The sequence below is a fragment of the uncultured Dialister sp. genome, assembly GCF_937959425.1.
GTDB lineage: Bacteria > Bacillota > Negativicutes > Veillonellales > Dialisteraceae > Dialister.
In genome coordinates, this window is record NZ_CALGPS010000031.1 from 1 (window position 1) to 18,490 (window position 18,490).

An 18,490-nucleotide genomic window follows, 5' to 3' on the forward strand; every position below is an offset into this window, starting at 1 on the left:
GATTTTTAGCCGGCAGCCCAAATGCTTCCTAGATATAAAATCACGGGACTGCAGGATGAACAGACTGCCAAAGGGCAGCCTTCCCGCTGGTTAGTATTTATTCCGATTGCCTCATATGCGGCATGCACCAAGATTCTTCGCCTGCGGCTGGGAATGACGATGAGGGAGGAAAGGTAATCCCGTAACGCTGACTTTATATTTATTGCCGCGTTAGCGGCAATCCACAACCCTCAGACGCAGAGCGTCTGTCAAACTTAAGAACCTTAAGAACCCTTGGGGCCCCAGGCCCCGTCAACCTTCCCCCTCTGAACCCACAGAACTCTTTGAACCTTTTGAAACCGGCCTCTTTGCGCGAAGCGCACACAACCTTTTTATACAACCTGCCGCGTCAGCGGCGCCCCTCTGCGCCCAGAGGGTTCAGTCTCTTACGCCTTTGCCGTTCCTTCCACCAGTTCGGTGAACAGGTCGTGAACCGTGGTGATTTTATTAATCCGCCATGCATTGGCACCGCAGAAGACGAGGCCGTGGTCTACATCTCCTTTGACGGCGCGGATGAGGGCCTGGGTGATGCAGTAGGGGGTGGTGCCGGGGTCGCAGGTCTTAAGGCAGTGGAAGCAGTTGGTTACCGGCATTCTTCTCTGCTGCACAGCACATACAAAGGGGTTCAGAAGGGCCCTGCCGGGCATATGAACCGGGCTCTGCACGATGGTGACGTCTTTTTCTTTTGCTTTCACGTACATATTTTTGAAAGCGTCAGAAGCATCGCATTCTTTAGTGGCTACGAAGCGGGTAGCCATCTGCACGCCGGAGAGGCCGAGGGAAAGGTAATGTTCAATATCCTTTTTATCGAAAATACCGCCGCCGAAGATGACAGGAATCCGCTTGTGGAATTTTTCTTCAAATTCTTTGACTACGTCGAGGATTTCCTTGATTTCCTTTTCATAGCCGTCGCTTTCATGCATTTTGACCTGTTCTCTGGTGTAGCCCAGATGGCCGCCGGCTTTCGGCCCCTCGATGACCACCAGATCGGCAGTGCGGTTATGGTGCTTTGCCCACAGCTTCAGAATAACCCGGGCTGCTTTGGGAGAACCGATGATGGGCGCAATTTTCGTATCGGTCCCCTCCACACATACAGGAAGGTCCGCCGGCAGGCCGGCGCCGGAGAAGATGATGTCCGCTCCGTTTTCGGCGGCGGTGCGGGCGTAGTCTTCATAATGCTGGCCCCGCCACATGATGTTTACGCCGATAATCCCGTTTCTTGCTTTTTCCCTGGCCTTCTGAATCTGGTCCTTCAGAGCACGGATATTGGCCTTCACTGTGTTGGTGCGGAAATCCGGTTCATTGAAACCTACCTGGGCGGCGGAAATGACGCCGATACCCCCTTCTTTTGCCACAGCGCCGGCCAGTCCGGAAAGGCTGACGCCGATGCCCATGCCGCCCTGGATGATCGGGATATTGGCGGTGAGGTCACCAATGTGAAGCTTTGGAAATTTCATAGTATCACTCCTGAATAGTTTTAAAAATATAATACGAAAAGAAATGATTGTTTGACAAACTGAAAATGATGTTGTATCCTGTATTCACTGTAGTTTATTCCATATGAGACAATAAGTCAATGAGAATTTTTACTGAAATACAGGAATAAAATCATACATTTATAAATGATAGTATAAATTTATAGTTTTTGTTTTTGGGTCCTGGGTTCTGGTCTTTTTATATCCTTAGCAATCAATAGCAATCGGCAGTCTGCTATCTGTGGGTCTGATGTTTTTTCATCCCACCCGCCGATTGGTATTTACCCACTTTAGTTCCACTAACGGCAGGTACCGAGATTCTTCGCTTCGCTCGGAATGACCTCTCCGGCGGACCGTCTGGCCTCTATCTTCTACCTTCTACCATCTACCTTCTAACTTCTTATCTGGTGATAACAGCAGAAATAACAAAAATCTGATTTCTGCCGGCTCAAATGGACTATGCTTTTTTTCTGCCGGAAGGCTTCTTTTCACAAAGGGCCGAGCGGGGAGAACGGAAAACAGGATGAAATCGAAAATTTCTCCTTTTATCCAATTTTCTGGTGCAGTACTTGCATGGTTGTGGTATAGTATTATCAGCAGGTGATAAAAATGACGGAAAAACGGAAAATGGATAAAAACCAAAGACGAGAAGCGATACAGAATTTACTTCGCCAAAATCCATGTCTGACAGACGGAGATCTGGCAGAACGTTTTTCTGTATCTGTAGCCACCATCCGGCTGGACAGGCAGACCCTGGGCATTCCTCAGATGAGGGAACGCATGGAACATCTTGTAGCTTCCCAGCCTTCAGAGGCCCGGGAAGGGCTTCGGGTGCTGGATCTGGACGTGGGGCAGAAGGGCGTAGGCCTTTTGAAGACTACAGACGATATGACCGACAGTGCCGGCATGGTGTCTGCGGAAAAGCTCTACGGTGCTGCGGCCGGATTTGCGGAAGCTCTGGCGGGAGTACCCTTTGCATCCACCCAGGTGGGAAATATTAAGTACAAGATTCCTGTGGTTCCCGGAACTATCCTGATAGTCAAGGGACGCATCGTCCTTATGCGGGGAAATAAGAAACATATATATATCAGTTTCTTCCGCGGAGATGAAGAGGTATACCGGGCCAAATTTATTATGGAAATTTTGAGTGAGACGGAGGCGTCCCATGGATAAAATCGCAGTTGACGCTATGGGCGGTGATTTTGCGCCGCTGGAAATCGTTCTTGGCGCTGTTCAGGCGGTACGGGAATATCATATTCCTGTGGTGCTGGTAGGTGACGAAGAACGAATCCGTGATATTTTAAAGAAACATCATGAAGAGAATAATCCCCTCATTGAAATCCACCATGCGTCCCAGGTCATTGAAATGGGGGAACATCCCGGCATGGCATACCGCAAGAAGAAGGATGCTTCCGTATCAGTGGGAGCCAGACTTGTAAAAAGCGGAGAGTGCGGAGCCCTTATCGCTCCCGGTTCCACCGGCGCTGCGGTAACTGCAGGCCTTCTGGGCATCGGACGGATTAAGGGCATTGAAAGGCCCGCCATCCTGACCCCTATCCCCAATGAAAAAGGGGGATACACATACCTCATTGATTCCGGCGCCAGCGCCCAGCCTAAGGTGGAAACCTATGTGCAGAATGCCCTTTTGGGATATATTTATGCGGTGAAGGTGGCGGGCATTTCCCATCCGAAAATCGGACTTCTGAATATCGGTGCGGAAAGTGCTAAAGGCAGCCCCCTGGTGGCAGAGGCGAACCAGGTGCTCTCCGGTCAGAAAGTGATTCCCTTTGCAGGCAATGCGGAGGGGCGGGATGTGATGACCGGCGATTTCGACGTCATCGTTACCGACGGCTTCACAGGCAATGTGGTGCTGAAGTTCGGGGAAGGAGCCGGAAAGCTCATGGCCGCCCTTTTAAAGGACGCAGTGATGAAAGGCGGTATCCGGGCCAAGCTGGGAGGCCTTCTCCTGAAGCCGGCGCTGAAGAAATATATGGCCAAGCGTCTGGATTATTCCGAATACGGCGGTGCGCCGCTCCTTGGTATCAAAGGAGCCCTTCTCATCTGCCACGGAGCGTCCAAAGCCCGGGCTATCAAGAATGCCATCCGCATGGCCAGGGACGTCTGCAGCCAGCGGCTGGATGAAGTGGTGGCGGAAACCCTGTCCCACATGGAATTACCGAAAGAATCATAATTTTTTCTTCCTTATGGAAGCATGGATATTTTGGAAAAGCAGATTCAACGGGATGATGCTTTTCCCCATTCTGTTTCAGAAGTAAGAATCTGTCTCTTTTCAGAGAAAGGATTTCTAATGATGAATACAAAACGTTTTGCCGGTATCCTTGGCACCGGTCATTATGCGCCGGAAAAGATACTGACAAATGAAGATTTGGAAAAAATGGTGGATACATCCGATGAATGGATCCGCACCAGGACAGGCATTGAGACAAGACATATTGCCGCCCAGTCGGAAAATACATCAGATCTCTGCGTAAAGGCGGCCCGCCAGGCGATGGAGGCAGCCGGAGTGACTGCTGATGATATCGATTTCGTTCTGGTGGCCACCGCTTCTCCGGACTATGTGGTGCCTTCCACTGCCTGTCTGGTGCAGGACAAGCTGGGATGCACCCATGCAGGTGCCATGGATATTTCCGCCGGCTGTTCCGGCTATATCTACGCAGTGGCCCTGGCTTCCAATATGGTGAAGGCCGGCATGTACAAACATGTACTGATTATCGGTGCTGAAATCCTGTCCCGTCTGGTGAACTGGCATGACCGTTCCACCTGTATCCTCTTCGGCGACGGCGCCGGAGCGGCGGTGATTGGAGAAACGGAAGAAGGCTATGGCCTTCTGGCGTCTGACCTTGGCTCCGACGGCAGCCTTGGCAAAATCTTAGACATTCCCGCCAGCGGCGTAGCGGAGCCGGTCACTCACCGTGCCATCGATTCCGGCCGTATTTATATCCACATGGAAGGGCCGGAAGTATTCAAGGCGGCGGTCCGCCACATGGGGGCCACTACCCTGAAAACGCTGGACGCAGCAGGCGTGAAGAAAGAGGATATTAATATGTTTATCGCCCACCAGGCCAATAACCGCATTATTCAGGCTATTGCAAAACGGCTGCAGGTGCCGGCGGATAGAATGTGGGTGAACGTAAACCGTTTCGGCAACACCTCCGCCGCCTCCGTAGGCATTGCCCTTGATGAAGCAGTGCGGGCAGGCAGGGTGAAACACGGCGATATCGTGGTACTCACCGGCTTCGGTGCCGGCTTGACCTGGGGTTGCGACGTGATGAGATGGATGTGAGGCTGTAAGGTTGAAGTTTCCGATTTTCGTCTCTGAAACAGGAAACTGGAAACCGGTCTTCCCATGAGTTTATTTCTAAAGTCTACAATGTTACTATTACGTATTACGCCATGAGGTGATATGATGAAAACTGCATTTCTTTTCCCCGGCCAGGGCTCCCAGAAGGTGGGCATGGTTCATGATCTCTATGAAAAGTACGATTCTGTAAAGCATCTGATTGAAGAAGCAGATGATACACTGGGCTTTTCCATTTCCAAAATGATGTTTGAAGGTCCGGACTCCGAACTGATGAAGACGGAATTCACCCAGCCCGCCATCCTGACTGCCAGCGTAGCCGTATGGCAGGTGCTGAAGGAAAAGGGAGTGGAACCGGACATTGCTGCAGGCCACAGCCTGGGCGAATACTCCGCTCTTGTGGCAGCCGGCGCCCTTTCCTTTGCTGACGCTGTGAAGACGGTTCATCTCCGCGGCCGTTTCATGCAGGAAGCGGTTCCTCTGGGAGAAGGCGGCATGGCGGCCGTTATCGGCCTTACACCGGATAAGATTGTGGAAGTATGCCAGTCAGTCACCACTCCGGAAGCACCGGTGCAGGCAGTGAACTTCAACTGCCCGGGACAGGTGGTTATTGCCGGGGCTACGAAGGCTGTGGAAAAGGCATGCGAAGCACTGAAGGCAGCCGGCGCCCGCCGGGCTATCATGCTCCACGTAAGCGCTCCTTTCCATTCCACCCTTATGGAACCGGCTGCAAAGAGACTGAAGGAAGTACTGGATACCATTGAAATCCATGATACAAAGATTCCGGTGGTGGCCAACGTGAATGCCAAAGAAGAAACAAAGGCCGATGAAATCCGCAAAAACCTGGTAGACCAGGCCGCTCATCCGGTACACTGGGAAGAATCCATCAGAAACATGATTGACGGCGGCGTGGACTATACAGTAGAAGCGGGTCCGGGAACCGTTCTTTCCGGATTCATGAGAAAAATCGACCGCAAGGTGCCCTGTGTTCATGCAGAAGACGTGGCAACGGTGGATGAAGTGGTGAAAGCCCTGAAGGGAGAATAATCCATGGAAAATATTGAAAAAACAGCGCTGGTGACCGGCGCTTCCAGAGGCATCGGCAGGGCCATCGCCCTGGCTCTGGCTGCCAGAGGCTTTGCAGTGGCCCTGAATTATGCAGGAAGCCATGACGCAGCAGAAGCGGTGAAGAAGGAAATCGAAGAAGCAGGCGGCAAAGCCTTCACCATTCAGGGAGATGTGTCCAAAAGTGAAGATGTGGACCGCATTTTCAAAACAGTGAAAGATGAATTCGGCGGGCTGGACGTACTGGTCAATAATGCAGGCATCAACAGGGATGCCCTCCTCATCCGCATGAAGGAATCCAACTGGGATGATGTCATCGCCACCGATTTGAAGAGCGATTTCCTCACCACCAAGGCAGCTGCTGCCATGATGATGAGAAAGCGGAAAGGCTCTATCATTAATATTTCTTCTGTAGTCGGCATTATGGGCAATATCGGCCAGACCAACTACGCCGCTGCCAAGGCAGGGGTTATCGGCCTTACCAAAGCCTGCGCCAAGGAAATGGCTGCCCGGAACATCCGCGTCAACGCTGTGGCTCCCGGCTTCATCGAAACGGCCATGACCGACGGCATTCCCGAAAAGATCAGGGAAGGCATGATTTCCTCCATTCCCATGGGACGCATGGGACAGCCGGAAGATATTGCCAAGGCCGTATGCTTCCTGGCATCCGACGATTCTTCCTATATCACCGGACAGGTGCTGGTGGTAGACGGCGGACTTGTGATGTAATCCGGATAGGGAAAGTCCCTGCTTTATGAGACGCTGTTAAAAAAACGGCCTGTTCTTTGGAAAACAGGTGACAAGCTCCCTTACTTGTAATATAATCAGAAAGGTACATTTCCCAATGAAAGGTGGTGAAATCATAATGAGCACTTTTGACAGAGTAAAGAAAATCGTTGTTGACCAGCTGGGTGTAAACGAAGCTGACGTTACTATCGATTCTACTTTCATTGACGACCTGGGCGCTGATTCCCTCGACATCGTTGAACTGATCATGGCATTTGAAGAAGAATTCGACATCGAAATTCCGGATGATGCTGCTGAAAAGATTAAGACTGTAAAGAACGCTGTAGACTACATCGACAGCCAGATTCAGTAATCAGAAAGTAATAGTCATAATGGAGCCGGGGAATTGTTTCCCCGGCAAACCAGTATGATGGGGAAAATGCCTCAAAAAAGCGGACCACCGATCCGTTGTCATCCGTTTTTTTGAGGTTTTATCCTACCGTGAATATAGATATTTATCATTGTTATTGCGAGGTGCTCCTTAATGGAAAAAAGAAGAGTTGTTATTACGGGCATGGGCGTTGTTTCTCCTGTAGGCATTGGAACAGAGGAATTCTGGAATGCGCTGATGGCAGGAAAATCGGGCATCGGCCCCATTACCGAATTTGATGCGGCAGATTTTCCTGTCCGCATTGCCGGTGAAGTGAAAGACTTTGACCCGGTGAAATATGTGGGGGACAGGAAAGCTGTCCGCCATATGGACCGGAATGTGCAGTTTGCCGTGGCTGCAGCAAGAATGGCTGTGGAAGACGCCAAGCTGGACATGAGCGCTGAAAACCCGGATCGCGTTGGTACCATCATCGGTACCGGCATCGGCGGTATCGGAACCATGGAAGATACGGTACATCGCATCGATACCAGAGGACCTTCCAAGGTCAATCCCTTTGCTGTTCCTATGATGATTGCCAATATGGCTGCAGGCCAGGTATCCATCAACTTCGGCCTCATGGGACCGGTACTGGCAGATGTGACCGCCTGCGCTTCCGGAAACAACGCCATCGGCCGCGCCACCAGAACCATCCAGTACGGCGATGCGGATGTCATGTTTGCCGGCGGCACCGAAGCTGCTGTGGCAAAGACCCCGATGGCAGGATTTGCTGCCATGAAGGCCCTGTCCTCCCGCGAATGCCCGCCGGAAGAAGCATCCTGCCCCTTTGACGTAAGAAGAGACGGATTTGTCCTTGGCGAAGGCAGCGGCGTGCTCATTCTGGAAGAACTTGAACATGCAAAGAAGAGAGGCGCCCACATTTATGCAGAAGTCATCGGCTACGGTTCCAACGGCGATGCCTACCACATCACCGCTCCCCGTCCCGGCGGAGAACTGGCAGCCCGCTGCATGAAGAAAGCCATCGACGACGCAGGCATTTCCCCTGATGACATTGACTACATCAATGCCCACGGTACCTCCACCGGCCTGAACGACAAGAATGAAACAAAGGCCATCAAAGATGTACTGGGCAAACATGCCTATGACGTGGTTATCAACTCCACCAAATCTATGACCGGCCATCTGCTGGGCGCAGCCGGCGCTATCGAAGCCATCGTATGCGTGCTGTCCATTGAGCACAATAAAGTACACCAGACACTGAACCTGAAGACTCCGGATCCGGAATGCGACCTGGACTATGTACAGGAAGGCCCCCGGGACGTGAAGGTGGACGTCACCATGTCCAATGCCTTCGGCTTCGGCGGTCACAACGCTGTTGTGGTGATGAGGCGCTATGAAGAATGAGCCATGCAGAAACAAGGCGTAAAGAACGCCTTGAGGAAGTAAGGAAATTTGCGGAAGAGAACAATATTCCCGTACAGAATATCCAGCTCCTGAACACCGCCCTCACCCATACTTCCTATGCCAACGAGCATAAGAACGAAGTCATTCATGACAATGAACGACTGGAATTCCTGGGGGACGCAGTACTGGACCTGGTGGTGGGGGAATACCTCTTCCTACGCTTTCCTACCTGGCCTGAAGGAAATCTGACCCGCGCCAAAGCCAGCGCCGTATGCAAACCGGCCTGTGCAGAATGTGCCGCCAAGTTCCACATCGGCGACTACATGCGTCTTGGCAGGGGCGAAGAAATGTCCGGCGGAAGGACAAGGGTCTCCATCCTGGGAGACGCCTTCGAAGCAGTCATCGGCGCCATCTACCTGGACAACAACTACGAAGTGGCATCCCGCTTCATCCTGGGTCACCTGAAGAAATACCTGGACCTCATCGACGAAGGCAACTACGACCATGACTACAAAACGGACCTGCAGGAACTGGTGCAGAAGCACAAAGATGCAGAAATTCACTACGAAGTCATCCGCGACGAAGGGCCGGACCATGACAAAACCATCTGGATGAAGATTACCATCAATGGAAAAGACTTCGGTACAGGCAAAGGAAAAAATAAAAAAGAAGCAGCCCAGAAAGCGGCCAAAGAAGCCATCGGCCGCCTGCAGAAAGGCGCACAGATATAAAAGAAAGCACCGGATCCGGAAGGGACGGTGCTTTTGTGATGGTCTCTTCGCTATGCAGCGCCGGAGACATAAAGGCAAATCCCGCAACGTCCCGCGTTCCCTTTAGGATGGGAAAGGGGACACGAAAAATTTAGATAGGCCTTCCTTTTAAGAGGCTGCCTGCCGACAGGCAGTCTTCTGCAGGGAGATTTGAGGACTTCGTTTCACTGAATCCATGATAGGCAGGATTCATATTGCGCTTACCATTGCTCGAAATGACTGGGGAGCAATAATGACACAAACGCAAGTCCCGTAACGTCGACTTTATACTCATAGCCGCCAAAGGCGGTGCACAGCGAACTGGATTTGTAGGGAGTCGTCAGACGACTGAAAATCCAGTGAGTCGTTTCCCCTGTGGGGCTATCCACAACCCTCAGCGGCCAAAGGCCGCTGTCAAACTTCAGAACCCTTTGAACCTTCTGAACTCTCATGCCGCAGGGCGCATCAATCTTAAGAACCTTTTTTCTCTCCCCAAACACACAATTACTTGCCTGTCATGGTATAATTAAAATAGAAAAATATCGATTATGAAACTGTTCATTTTGAATGGTTTCATTTTTCTTTACGCGAAGAGGATGTCTATGGATAAGAGCAGGATACAAAGGCAGTATATGGAGCCCATGGTTCCATTCAAGCTGAAGGCGCCTTTTCAGCCTACCGGTGACCAGCCAAAGGCGGTGAAATCACTGGTGGAAGGGCTGAATGAGGGGCAGTGGGCCCAGGTGCTTCTGGGGGCCACAGGCACAGGGAAAACCTTTACCATGGCCAAGGTAATTGAAGAAGTGCAGCGGCCTACCCTGATTATTTCACCGAATAAAACCCTGGCGGCCCAGACGGCCAGCGAGTTCAAGGATTTCTTCCCGGACAACGCGGTGTATTATTTCGTCAGTTATTACGATTATTACCAGCCGGAGTCCTATGTGCCCCAGACGGACACCTATATAGAGAAAGATTCGTCCCGGAACGAGGAAATCGACAGGCTGCGCCATTCCGCAACCATGGCCCTCTTTGAAAGGAAGGACGTTATCATCGTGGCTTCCGTGTCCTGCATTTACGGCTTGGGGGATCCGGAGGACTACAGCACCATGGGCCTTTCCCTTCGTCCGGGAGAGGAAATCGACAGGGATACCATTATCGAAAAGCTGGTGAATATGCAGTACATGCGGAATGACATGAATTTCACCAGAGATACCTTCCGGGTACGGGGCGATACCATCGACGTATTTCCTGCGTCCGAAAATAATGTGGCCGTGCGGATTGAAATGTTCGGCGATGAGGTGGACTCACTCACCGAGTTTGATGTGCTCACCGGAGAAACGGTGGCGGAACGAAACCACATCGGCATATTTCCTGCTTCCCATTATGTTACCAGCTCCGATAAACTGCGGCGGGCTATGGGCTCCATTGAGACGGAACTGCAGGGAAGGCTGAAGGAACTCAGGGATGAAGGAAAACTGCTGGAGGCCCAGCGTCTGGAACAGCGGACGAACTATGACCTGGAAATGATGCAGGAGGTAGGGTACTGCTCGGGCATCGAAAACTATTCCCGCCATATGTCGGACAGAAAGCCCGGAGAGCCGCCCTACACCCTTTTGGACTATTTCCCCGATGATTTCCTCATCATGATTGATGAATCCCATGTAACGGTGCCCCAGCTTCGGGCCATGTACAACGGCGACCAGTCCAGAAAGCGCACCTTGGTGGACTATGGCTTCCGCCTGCCCAGCGCCCTGGACAACAGGCCCCTGACCTTTGATGAATTTACGGAACGAATCAACCAGATTATTTATGTATCCGCCACGCCGGGGCCCTATGAAATGGGGGTACAAACGAACCTGGCAGAGCAGATTATCCGTCCCACCGGCCTTTTGGATCCAAGCATCGAAGTGCGGCCCATTGAAGGGCAGATGGATGACCTGCTCGGTGAAATCCATAAGAGGGAAGAGGCCCATGAGCGTGTGCTCATTACCACACTCACCAAGAAAATGGCGGAGGACCTTACCGATTTCCTCACCGAAGCAGGAGTAAAAGTGCGTTACCTTCATTCCGATGTAGCCACCATTGAAAGAGCGGAAATCATCCGTGACCTCCGGGCCGGCGTTTTTGACGTACTGGTAGGCATCAACCTGCTCCGTGAAGGGCTGGATATGCCGGAAGTATCCCTAGTGGCCATTCTTGATGCCGACAAGGAAGGGTTCCTCCGTTCGGAAACATCCATGATCCAGGTCATCGGCCGGGCCGCTAGGAATGAACACGGCCACGTCATCATGTATGCGGACCGGGTGACAAAGTCCATGAAATACGCCATTGACGAAACCAACCGCCGCCGCAGCATCCAGGAAGCCTATAACAAGGAACACCACATTACGCCTCACACAGTGCAGAAGCGGGTTAAGGACCTCATCGACCTTACGAAGATAGAGGAAAAGCCGGCAGAGTACAGTAAGAAACCCGACAAAAAGGAAGAAATGTCGGATGAAGAGCTGTATATGCAGATGCAGCAGACCGAAAAAGATATGAAAAGGGCTGCCAAATCCCTGGAATTTGAAGAAGCCGCCATGTGGAGGGACCAGCTGGCCAAACTGCGCCAGATGTGGACCGATCGCTATGGCTCCAGAGCCGACGCTGCCTTGAAAAGGGTGAGCGCGGGGAAGAAGAGAATCAACCGGCCCATGAAGAAGAAAATATAAGGGGCCGCAAAGCGGCCCTGGGTTCAAATAGGGGATGCTGCTTAGCATCCATAGTGCCCCTTTAGGGGGAAAGGCGGCGCCCACAGGCACCAAAGGGGAAGCGAACGCAGTGAGCTGAGCCGCCTCAGGCGGCTCCTTCCTGCCGACCGGGTATTTACCGGTAAATGAGACACCATCGTCATGCACCAAGATTCTTCACTGCCTTCAGAATGACGAGAGGGTGGGAAAGGTAAGCACGTAACGCAGGCTGACGTCTGATTTCTAATTTCTAATCCATGCCCCTATCCTCCGTCGCCTACGGCGACACCCGCTGGCCGGGCTTTAAGGTGTTCGCTTTGTGTGCAGGCTATGCTCACATATTAGCCCGGCTCAGAAGTGTTGCTGGCTTCTGCCTGTGGAAGGGGCTAAAATCTGCGGCGATAGCCGCCACCACAACCCTCAGCGGCGAAGCCGCTGTCAAACCTGAGAACCTTCGGGGCGAAAGCCCCGTCAAACTTTAGAACCTTCTGCGCCCAAAGGGCGCAGAACCCTTTGGACCCATAATCACATAGAATCAATCATCAGCTTATGACACTTACATCATGAGAAAGGAATAGAATGGAAAAAGGAATTGTCATTCACGGGGCCAGGCAGAATAACCTGAAGAACATCGACCTTACCCTGCCCCGGAATAAGCTCATCGTATTCACAGGCCTCTCGGGCTCCGGCAAGTCGTCCCTGGCCTTTGATACCATTTATGCGGAAGGGCAGAGGAAGTATGTGGAGTCCCTGTCTGCCTATGCCCGCCAGTTTTTAGGGCAGATGAACAAGCCGGATGTGGATAAGATTTCCGGCCTTTCACCGGCCATTTCCATCGACCAGAAATCCACCAGCCACAATCCCCGTTCCACCGTAGGCACGGTGACGGAAATCCATGATTACCTCCGTATGCTCTTTGCCCATGCCAGCCGGGCCTTCTGTCCTCACTGCGGCAGGCCCATCCAGCGGCAGACGGTGGACCAGATCGTAGACGCCCTTATGGCACTGGGAGACAGGACGAAGCTCATGGTGCTGGGCCCTGTGGCCTCCCAGAAAAAAGGCACCCACAAGAAGCTGCTGGAAGAGCTCCGGAAGGAAGGCTATGTCCGGGTGAGAGTGGACGGACAGGTAATCTCTCTTTCCGATGAAATCGAACTGGAAAAGAATAAGAAGCACACCATCGAAGTGGTGGTGGACCGCATTGTTATCAAGGAAGGCATCATGCGCCGCCTCACGGACTCTGTGGAAGAAGCGCTGAAGCTGGGGGACGGTCTCATGGTGGGAGCCGTGGTTGGCGGGAAGGACTACCTTTTCAGCACCCATTTTGCCTGCCCGGACTGCGGTATTTCCCTGCCAAAACCGGAGCCCCGCATTTTCTCCTTCAATAATCCCTTCGGCGCCTGCCAGGCCTGCATGGGGCTCGGCTCCTCCCTGGAAGCGGATTTCCGCCGTATCCTGCCGGATCATAAGCAGACCTTCCGCCTGGGCGCCATCCGCCCCTTCCCCTATAACCGGGAAAGCTGGCTGTACAAGCAGCTGGATGCCTTTTTGAAATCCTATGATCTCACCATGGATGCCTGCTTTGATGACCTTCCTCCCAAAGGACAGGAGGAATTCAAGTACGGTGGAAGGGAGATGCTCACTTTTTCCTACACCAACCAGGATGGAGAAACAAAGACGTACCAGCGCCAGTTTGAAGGCCTTGTGCCCATGACGAAGAGGCGGTATGAAGAGGCCTGGACGGAAAAAATGAAGGAATCCCTGGCCAATTACCTCATTGAAAAGCCCTGCCCTGTGTGTCATGGCGCCCGTCTCCGTCCGGAAAGCCTGGCCTTCCGGGTGGGCGGTAAGAATATAGCAGAAATATCTGATATGCCCGTTTCCGAGCTCCTCCCCTATTTGGAAAAGCTGGAACTGACAGATAAGGAAAAAATCATTGCAGACCAGATTCTTCGGGAAGTGAAAAGCCGTCTCACCTTCCTTTCCAATGTGGGCCTGGAATACCTGACCCTGTCCAGAGGAGCGTCTACCCTTTCCGGCGGTGAAGCCCAGCGCATCCGTCTGGCCACCCAGATCGGTTCCGGTCTGGTGGGGGTGCTTTATATTCTGGATGAACCATCCATCGGCCTCCACCAGCGGGACAATGACAAACTTCTTGCCACACTGAAAGGAATGCGGGATCTGGGAAATACACTCATTGTGGTGGAACACGATGAAGACACTATCCGCTCTGCTGACTGGGTCGTGGACATCGGACCCGGTGCCGGTGAAAACGGCGGATATGTGGTGGCGGAAGGGACGCCGGAGGATATTAAGAAATCAAAGAAATCCATTACCGGCGCCTACCTTCGGGGCGAAAAATATATTCCTCTGCCGGAACACAGAAGAAAAGGAAATGGCCTGTTCCTTACCATCAAGGGCGCGTCAGAGCATAACCTGAAGCATATTAATGTTTCCTTCCCTCTGGGAGCTTTCACTGTGGTCACCGGTGAGTCAGGCTCCGGCAAGAGTACCCTGGTGAATGAAATCCTCTACCAGGGCCTGTCCAATATGAAAAACCATACCTCCTATGCTGCCGGGAAGTATGACTCCATGGAAGGGGCGGAATATGTGGATAAAATCATCGACATCGACCAGCAGCCCATCGGCCGTACGCCCCGTTCCAATCCTGCCACCTATACCGGCGTGTTCAATGATATCCGGGAACTTTTCAGCCAGACCTCCGAAGCGAAAATGAGAGGATACAAGCCCGGCCGCTTCAGCTTCAACATCAAAGGCGGCCGCTGCGAAGCCTGCCATGGCGACGGTATTATTAAAATCGAAATGCAGTTCCTCTCCGACGTGTACGTACCCTGCGAAGTGTGCCACGGCGCCCGGTATAACAGGGAGACCCTGGAAGTGCGTTACAAAGGGAAAAATATTTCCGACGTCCTCAACATGACGGTGGACGAAGCGGTGCCCTTCTTTGAAAACCATCCGAAGATTCTCCGCAAACTGGAAACCCTGCAGGAAGTGGGGCTGGGCTACATCCATCTGGGCCAGCCTGCCACCACCATGTCCGGCGGCGAAGCCCAGCGCGTGAAACTGGCTACGGAACTCATGAGAAGGGGCACCGGCGATACCCTCTACATTCTGGACGAACCTACCACCGGCCTTCACTCCGAAGACATCCGTAAACTGCTCATTGTACTGCAGAAACTGGTGGACCAGGGTAATACGGTGGTGGTCATCGAACATAACCTGGACGTGGTGAAGGTGGCGGACTACATCATCGACCTGGGCCCCGAAGGGGGAGACAAGGGCGGCGAAGTGGTGGCCTGCGGCACACCGGAAGACATCTGCCGGGTGAAGCGTTCCTACACCGGCCAGTACCTCCTTCCTGTGATTGAAAGAACCAGAGAAGTGATGAAAGCCCATGAAAATGATTGACGTAAACGACAAAATCAGGGCCAAGGTGGAAGCCCTGCCCGACTCCCCCGGCGTCTATCGCTGGAAAGACAAGGACGGACGCATCATTTATGTGGGAAAGGCAAAGAACCTGAAGAACCGGGTCCGCTCCTACGTCAGGGAGGACAAGAACCGCTCCCCCAAGGTGGCGGCCATGATCCGCCATGCGGAGGACCTGGACATTACCATGACCGCCACGGAAATGGAAGCCCTCATCCTGGAATGCAACCTCATCAAGGAAATCCACCCGAAGTACAATATTTCCCTCAGGGACGACAAATCCTATCCCTACGTGAAAATCACCACCAATGAAGAATGGCCCCGCATTTTCGTCACCCGGAACATCCGCCATGACGATGGCGCCCGCTACTTCGGCCCTTTCACTGACGTAGGGAGCCTCCGTACCACCCTGAGCCTCCTGCGCCGCTACTATCCTATCCGCAACTGCCGCTCCATGAAGGTGTCAAGGCCCTGCCTCCAGTACCACCTTCATCTATGCTGTGCGCCCTGTTTCCAACTCTGTTCCAGAGAGGACTATGACTCCTATGTCCGCACGGTGTGCGACCTTTTTGAAGGGAAAAGCATGGAACTGGTGAAAGAACTGAAGCAGAAAATGATGGATGCTTCGGAAAAAATGGACTATGAACTGGCCGCCAAATTCCGGGACCAGATCCGGGCCATCGAGTCCGTACAGCAGCGCCAGCACATTGTGGCCAATGAAGGGGACTTTGACGTGGTGGGCTATGCCCGGGACGGCAGCCATGCGGGTCTGGAAGTCTTCTACATCCGCTACGGCCGTATGGTGGGTAAGGAAAACTTCAGCATTCCGGAAAGTGAAAACGAAACGGACGAAGAAATCGTAACCGCCTTCATCCGCGATTTCTACGGCGCCAATCCCACCTCCATTCCCAAAGAAATCATCCTGCCCCTCCTTCCGGCGGAACAGGACCTCATTGCCTCGTGGATGACAAAACTTCGGGGCAACGAAGTCAGCCTTATCCTGCCCCAGCGGGGATTCAAACGTCGGCTCAAGGACATGGCCATGGCCAATGCCGCCAAGTATCTTTCCGACAAGAAACTGCAGTGGGAATACCAGGACGCCCGGGAACAGGGGGCTGTGAAAAAGCTGAAGGACCTCCTGAACCTGCCAAGGCTGCCGGAACGGATGGAATGCTTCGATATTTCCCATAACCAGGGCGCTGAAACCACCGGCTCCATGGTGGTCTTCGAGCACGGCCGTCCGGCCAAGCGGGAATACAGGAAATTCAAACTCCAGACCACCCAGGGCCACGCCGACGACTTCAAATCCATGGCGGAAGTCATTAGCCGCCGCTACGGAAATCACAAAGACTGGCCTGCTCCCGACCTCATCGTCCTCGATGGCGGCCTTGGTCAGCTCCACGCCGCCCTCCCCGCCATCCGCGAAGCCGGCTGCGACTCTCCGGTCATCGGCCTGGCCAAGAGAATCGAAGAAATCTACGTAGAAGGCAGCGAAAACCCCATTATCCTTGACCACCACGAACCGGCTCTCCAGCTTCTCCAGTTCATCCGCGACGAAGCCCATCGCTTCGTCATCACCTACCACAGGAAATGGACCAATAAAAGAAATACGGAATCCGTGCTGGATCACATCGAAGGCATTGGCCCCACCAGAAGAAACGCCCTCTGGCACGCCTTCCGCTCCCTGGACGAAATCAGAAAAGCCACGGTGGAAGAACTGTCCCAGGTCCCCGGCATGAACAAAAGAGCCGCCGAAGCGGTGCACCGTTTCTTCCACATGAGAAAAGATGAAAAACAGATGATCATTAACGGACAGAAGGTGGGGGAATAGACGTCAGAAGACAGACGTCAGACGTCAGACAATCAGATGTCAGACGTTCAGACAGTCAGACAGCCCGCCGGAGCGGTCATTCTGGGCGCCAGCGAAGAATCCTGGTGCATGCCGATAGTGAAAAAGAAGCCGGTAAATACCGGTCGGCGGGGGAGAACTACGATAAGTGCTGTAAGTGACTCCTACTAGCCCACTAGTACGAAAGCACACCGATTCCCTCCACATTCATTGTCGCCTTTTCTCTCTCTGCCCTTGACAAAGGCCGATTCTCCACGTATAATGATGAAGTTGATAATTTTATCCACCAGCTTAAGGCGCTGTATAAAACATACAGCAGGAGCTATCAAGCGGCAGGCCGATAGGTAAGGAGGTGCTAAGAATGCCGGTTCCGAAGACAAAAAGTTCCAGATCCCGTCGTGACAAGAGACGTGCAAACTGGAAGCTGACTGTTCCGGGTCTTGTGGAATGCCCGCAGTGCCATGCACTGAAAAAACCTCATCATGTATGCCCTGTATGCGGTTACTACAAAGGCAAACAGATCATCAGCAAGACTGTTGAAGAATAATAGAAAAACGTTTTCCTTCAGAGGGAAACGTTTTTTTAGTGCCTGGAAAGTGGATAGATGGTAGAAAATAGACGATAGAAGATAGATTTTAGATGATAGATGGCAGAAGATGGACATCAGATGCTCAGGCGGTCACTTCCCGCTGACCGGTATTCTTTAGTGGGCTGGTGGGCTAGGGAAGCACTGATTAATTCATAGAGTCTGCTTTTATAAGAATTTTTATGCACTGCTTCGTCATGGGACTCCTTAAATAGCTCGCTATTCGCGTCGTCCCATTCCTTGCATTGCATAAAAATCCAAGAATAAAAGCAGACAGTGATTTAATCAGCGCTTCCCTAGTTGGATTCATTGTCGGCGCGTACCAAGATTCTTCGCCGGCGGCTCAAAATGACGATGAGGGCGGGAAGGTAATCCTGTAAAATAGGCTCCTTCCCGTAACGTTAGGCTCCTTCCTTTGGTGGTAATCCTGCATAGGATTGCCAAGTCGGGCAAAGTTGGCCCTGCGTAGGACAACAATGGAGCAGCATCATCATTCTTACCCTCGTACACCCTTTTGCCACTTCGTGGCATTTTCCCTCAAGGGAAAACGAGAAATTCAGAAAAGCCTTCCTTGTGTTTGCCCGACCGGAATGGAGCTGCCCGACAGGGCTGAGGGTAGGGGGCTGTGAAAAAATGTTCAATCATTTCTTTACAGCCCCTATTTTATATCAGCTGCCGCAGGCAGCTGACCCCTTCCGGCTCGCTGCGCTCGCC

The 18,490-nt window shown here is 52.5% G+C and carries 13 protein-coding genes; 12 read left to right on the forward strand and 1 reads right to left on the reverse strand.

The genetic code is table 11. The annotated features are described in order from the left end of the window. Positions 1 to 425: 425 nt before the first annotated feature. Positions 426 to 1,496 carry a nitronate monooxygenase family protein gene (locus Q0482_RS01300; RefSeq protein ID WP_299142416.1) on the reverse strand — a complete coding sequence of 357 codons (1,071 nt, stop codon included), beginning with the start codon at positions 1,494 to 1,496 and terminating at the stop codon, positions 426 to 428. 645 nt (positions 1,497 to 2,141) lie between these two features. Here Q0482_RS01300 and Q0482_RS01305 point away from each other — a divergent pair. The 12 genes from Q0482_RS01305 (at position 2,142) to rpmF (ending at position 17,737) form a co-directional block, all read left to right on the forward strand. Next, entirely contained in the window at positions 2,142 to 2,687 is a 546-nt protein-coding gene (locus Q0482_RS01305; RefSeq protein ID WP_299142419.1) for a DeoR family transcriptional regulator, read from the forward strand. Beyond that, a complete protein-coding gene (gene plsX, locus Q0482_RS01310) occupies positions 2,680 to 3,705 on the forward strand; it encodes a phosphate acyltransferase PlsX (RefSeq protein ID WP_299142422.1) in 1,026 nt (341 codons plus the stop codon). Before Q0482_RS01305 ends, plsX begins: the two co-directional genes overlap by 8 nt. Before the next feature lie 120 nt (positions 3,706 to 3,825). Beyond that, positions 3,826 to 4,818 (forward strand): beta-ketoacyl-ACP synthase III, encoded by a 993-nt coding sequence (locus Q0482_RS01315; RefSeq protein WP_291056678.1) that lies wholly within the window; start codon positions 3,826 to 3,828, stop codon positions 4,816 to 4,818. Between the two features lie 123 nt (positions 4,819 to 4,941). After that, entirely contained in the window at positions 4,942 to 5,880 is a 939-nt protein-coding gene (gene fabD, locus Q0482_RS01320) for an ACP S-malonyltransferase (protein ID WP_299142438.1), read from the forward strand. Positions 5,881 to 5,883: 3 nt separating this feature from the next. Continuing rightward, the gene (fabG, locus tag Q0482_RS01325; protein WP_299142425.1) at positions 5,884 to 6,627 is read left to right on the forward strand and encodes a 3-oxoacyl-[acyl-carrier-protein] reductase; all 744 of its coding nucleotides are present in this window, start codon (positions 5,884 to 5,886) and stop codon (positions 6,625 to 6,627) included. A gap of 136 nt (positions 6,628 to 6,763) precedes the next feature. Further along, the gene (locus Q0482_RS01330; RefSeq protein WP_008858827.1) at positions 6,764 to 6,997 is read left to right on the forward strand and encodes an acyl carrier protein; all 234 of its coding nucleotides are present in this window, start codon (positions 6,764 to 6,766) and stop codon (positions 6,995 to 6,997) included. Between the two features lie 171 nt (positions 6,998 to 7,168). After that, entirely contained in the window at positions 7,169 to 8,416 is a 1,248-nt protein-coding gene (fabF, locus tag Q0482_RS01335) for a beta-ketoacyl-ACP synthase II (RefSeq protein WP_291056636.1), read from the forward strand. Continuing rightward, a complete protein-coding gene (rnc, locus tag Q0482_RS01340) occupies positions 8,413 to 9,147 on the forward strand; it encodes a ribonuclease III (RefSeq protein WP_291056634.1) in 735 nt (244 codons plus the stop codon). Before fabF ends, rnc begins: the two co-directional genes overlap by 4 nt. A gap of 620 nt (positions 9,148 to 9,767) precedes the next feature. Next, positions 9,768 to 11,876 carry an excinuclease ABC subunit UvrB gene (uvrB, locus tag Q0482_RS01345; protein WP_291056632.1) on the forward strand — a complete coding sequence of 703 codons (2,109 nt, stop codon included), beginning with the start codon at positions 9,768 to 9,770 and terminating at the stop codon, positions 11,874 to 11,876. Positions 11,877 to 12,473: 597 nt separating this feature from the next. Then, positions 12,474 to 15,323, forward strand: coding sequence for an excinuclease ABC subunit UvrA (uvrA, locus tag Q0482_RS01350; RefSeq protein WP_299142431.1), 2,850 nt, complete (start codon positions 12,474 to 12,476; stop codon positions 15,321 to 15,323). Beyond that, on the forward strand, positions 15,310 to 17,172 hold the full coding sequence (gene uvrC / locus Q0482_RS01355; protein WP_299142434.1) for an excinuclease ABC subunit UvrC: 1,863 nt from the start codon (positions 15,310 to 15,312) through the stop codon (positions 17,170 to 17,172). The genes uvrA and uvrC overlap by 14 nt, the downstream gene beginning before the upstream one ends. A 379-nt stretch (positions 17,173 to 17,551) precedes the next feature. Next, positions 17,552 to 17,737 carry a 50S ribosomal protein L32 gene (rpmF, locus tag Q0482_RS01360; RefSeq protein WP_008858833.1) on the forward strand — a complete coding sequence of 62 codons (186 nt, stop codon included), beginning with the start codon at positions 17,552 to 17,554 and terminating at the stop codon, positions 17,735 to 17,737. The last annotated feature ends 753 nt before the right edge of the window (positions 17,738 to 18,490 follow it).

Excerpts from the sequence above, each read along its gene's own strand:
- Q0482_RS01300 (WP_299142416.1), bottom strand. The coding sequence starts at position 1,496 with ATGAAATTTCCAAAGCTTCACATTGGTGACCTCACCGCCAATATCCCG.
- Q0482_RS01305 (WP_299142419.1), top strand. The coding sequence starts at position 2,142 with ATGGATAAAAACCAAAGACGAGAAGCGATACAGAATTTACTTCGCCAA.
- plsX (WP_299142422.1), top strand. The coding sequence starts at position 2,680 with ATGGATAAAATCGCAGTTGACGCTATGGGCGGTGATTTTGCGCCGCTG.
- Q0482_RS01315 (WP_291056678.1), top strand. The coding sequence starts at position 3,826 with ATGAATACAAAACGTTTTGCCGGTATCCTTGGCACCGGTCATTATGCG.
- fabD (WP_299142438.1), top strand. The coding sequence starts at position 4,942 with ATGAAAACTGCATTTCTTTTCCCCGGCCAGGGCTCCCAGAAGGTGGGC.
- fabG (WP_299142425.1), top strand. The coding sequence starts at position 5,884 with ATGGAAAATATTGAAAAAACAGCGCTGGTGACCGGCGCTTCCAGAGGC.
- Q0482_RS01330 (WP_008858827.1), top strand. The coding sequence starts at position 6,764 with ATGAGCACTTTTGACAGAGTAAAGAAAATCGTTGTTGACCAGCTGGGT.
- fabF (WP_291056636.1), top strand. The coding sequence starts at position 7,169 with ATGGAAAAAAGAAGAGTTGTTATTACGGGCATGGGCGTTGTTTCTCCT.
- rnc (WP_291056634.1), top strand. The coding sequence starts at position 8,413 with ATGAGCCATGCAGAAACAAGGCGTAAAGAACGCCTTGAGGAAGTAAGG.
- uvrB (WP_291056632.1), top strand. The coding sequence starts at position 9,768 with ATGGATAAGAGCAGGATACAAAGGCAGTATATGGAGCCCATGGTTCCA.
- uvrA (WP_299142431.1), top strand. The coding sequence starts at position 12,474 with ATGGAAAAAGGAATTGTCATTCACGGGGCCAGGCAGAATAACCTGAAG.
- uvrC (WP_299142434.1), top strand. The coding sequence starts at position 15,310 with ATGAAAATGATTGACGTAAACGACAAAATCAGGGCCAAGGTGGAAGCC.
- rpmF (WP_008858833.1), top strand. The coding sequence starts at position 17,552 with ATGCCGGTTCCGAAGACAAAAAGTTCCAGATCCCGTCGTGACAAGAGA.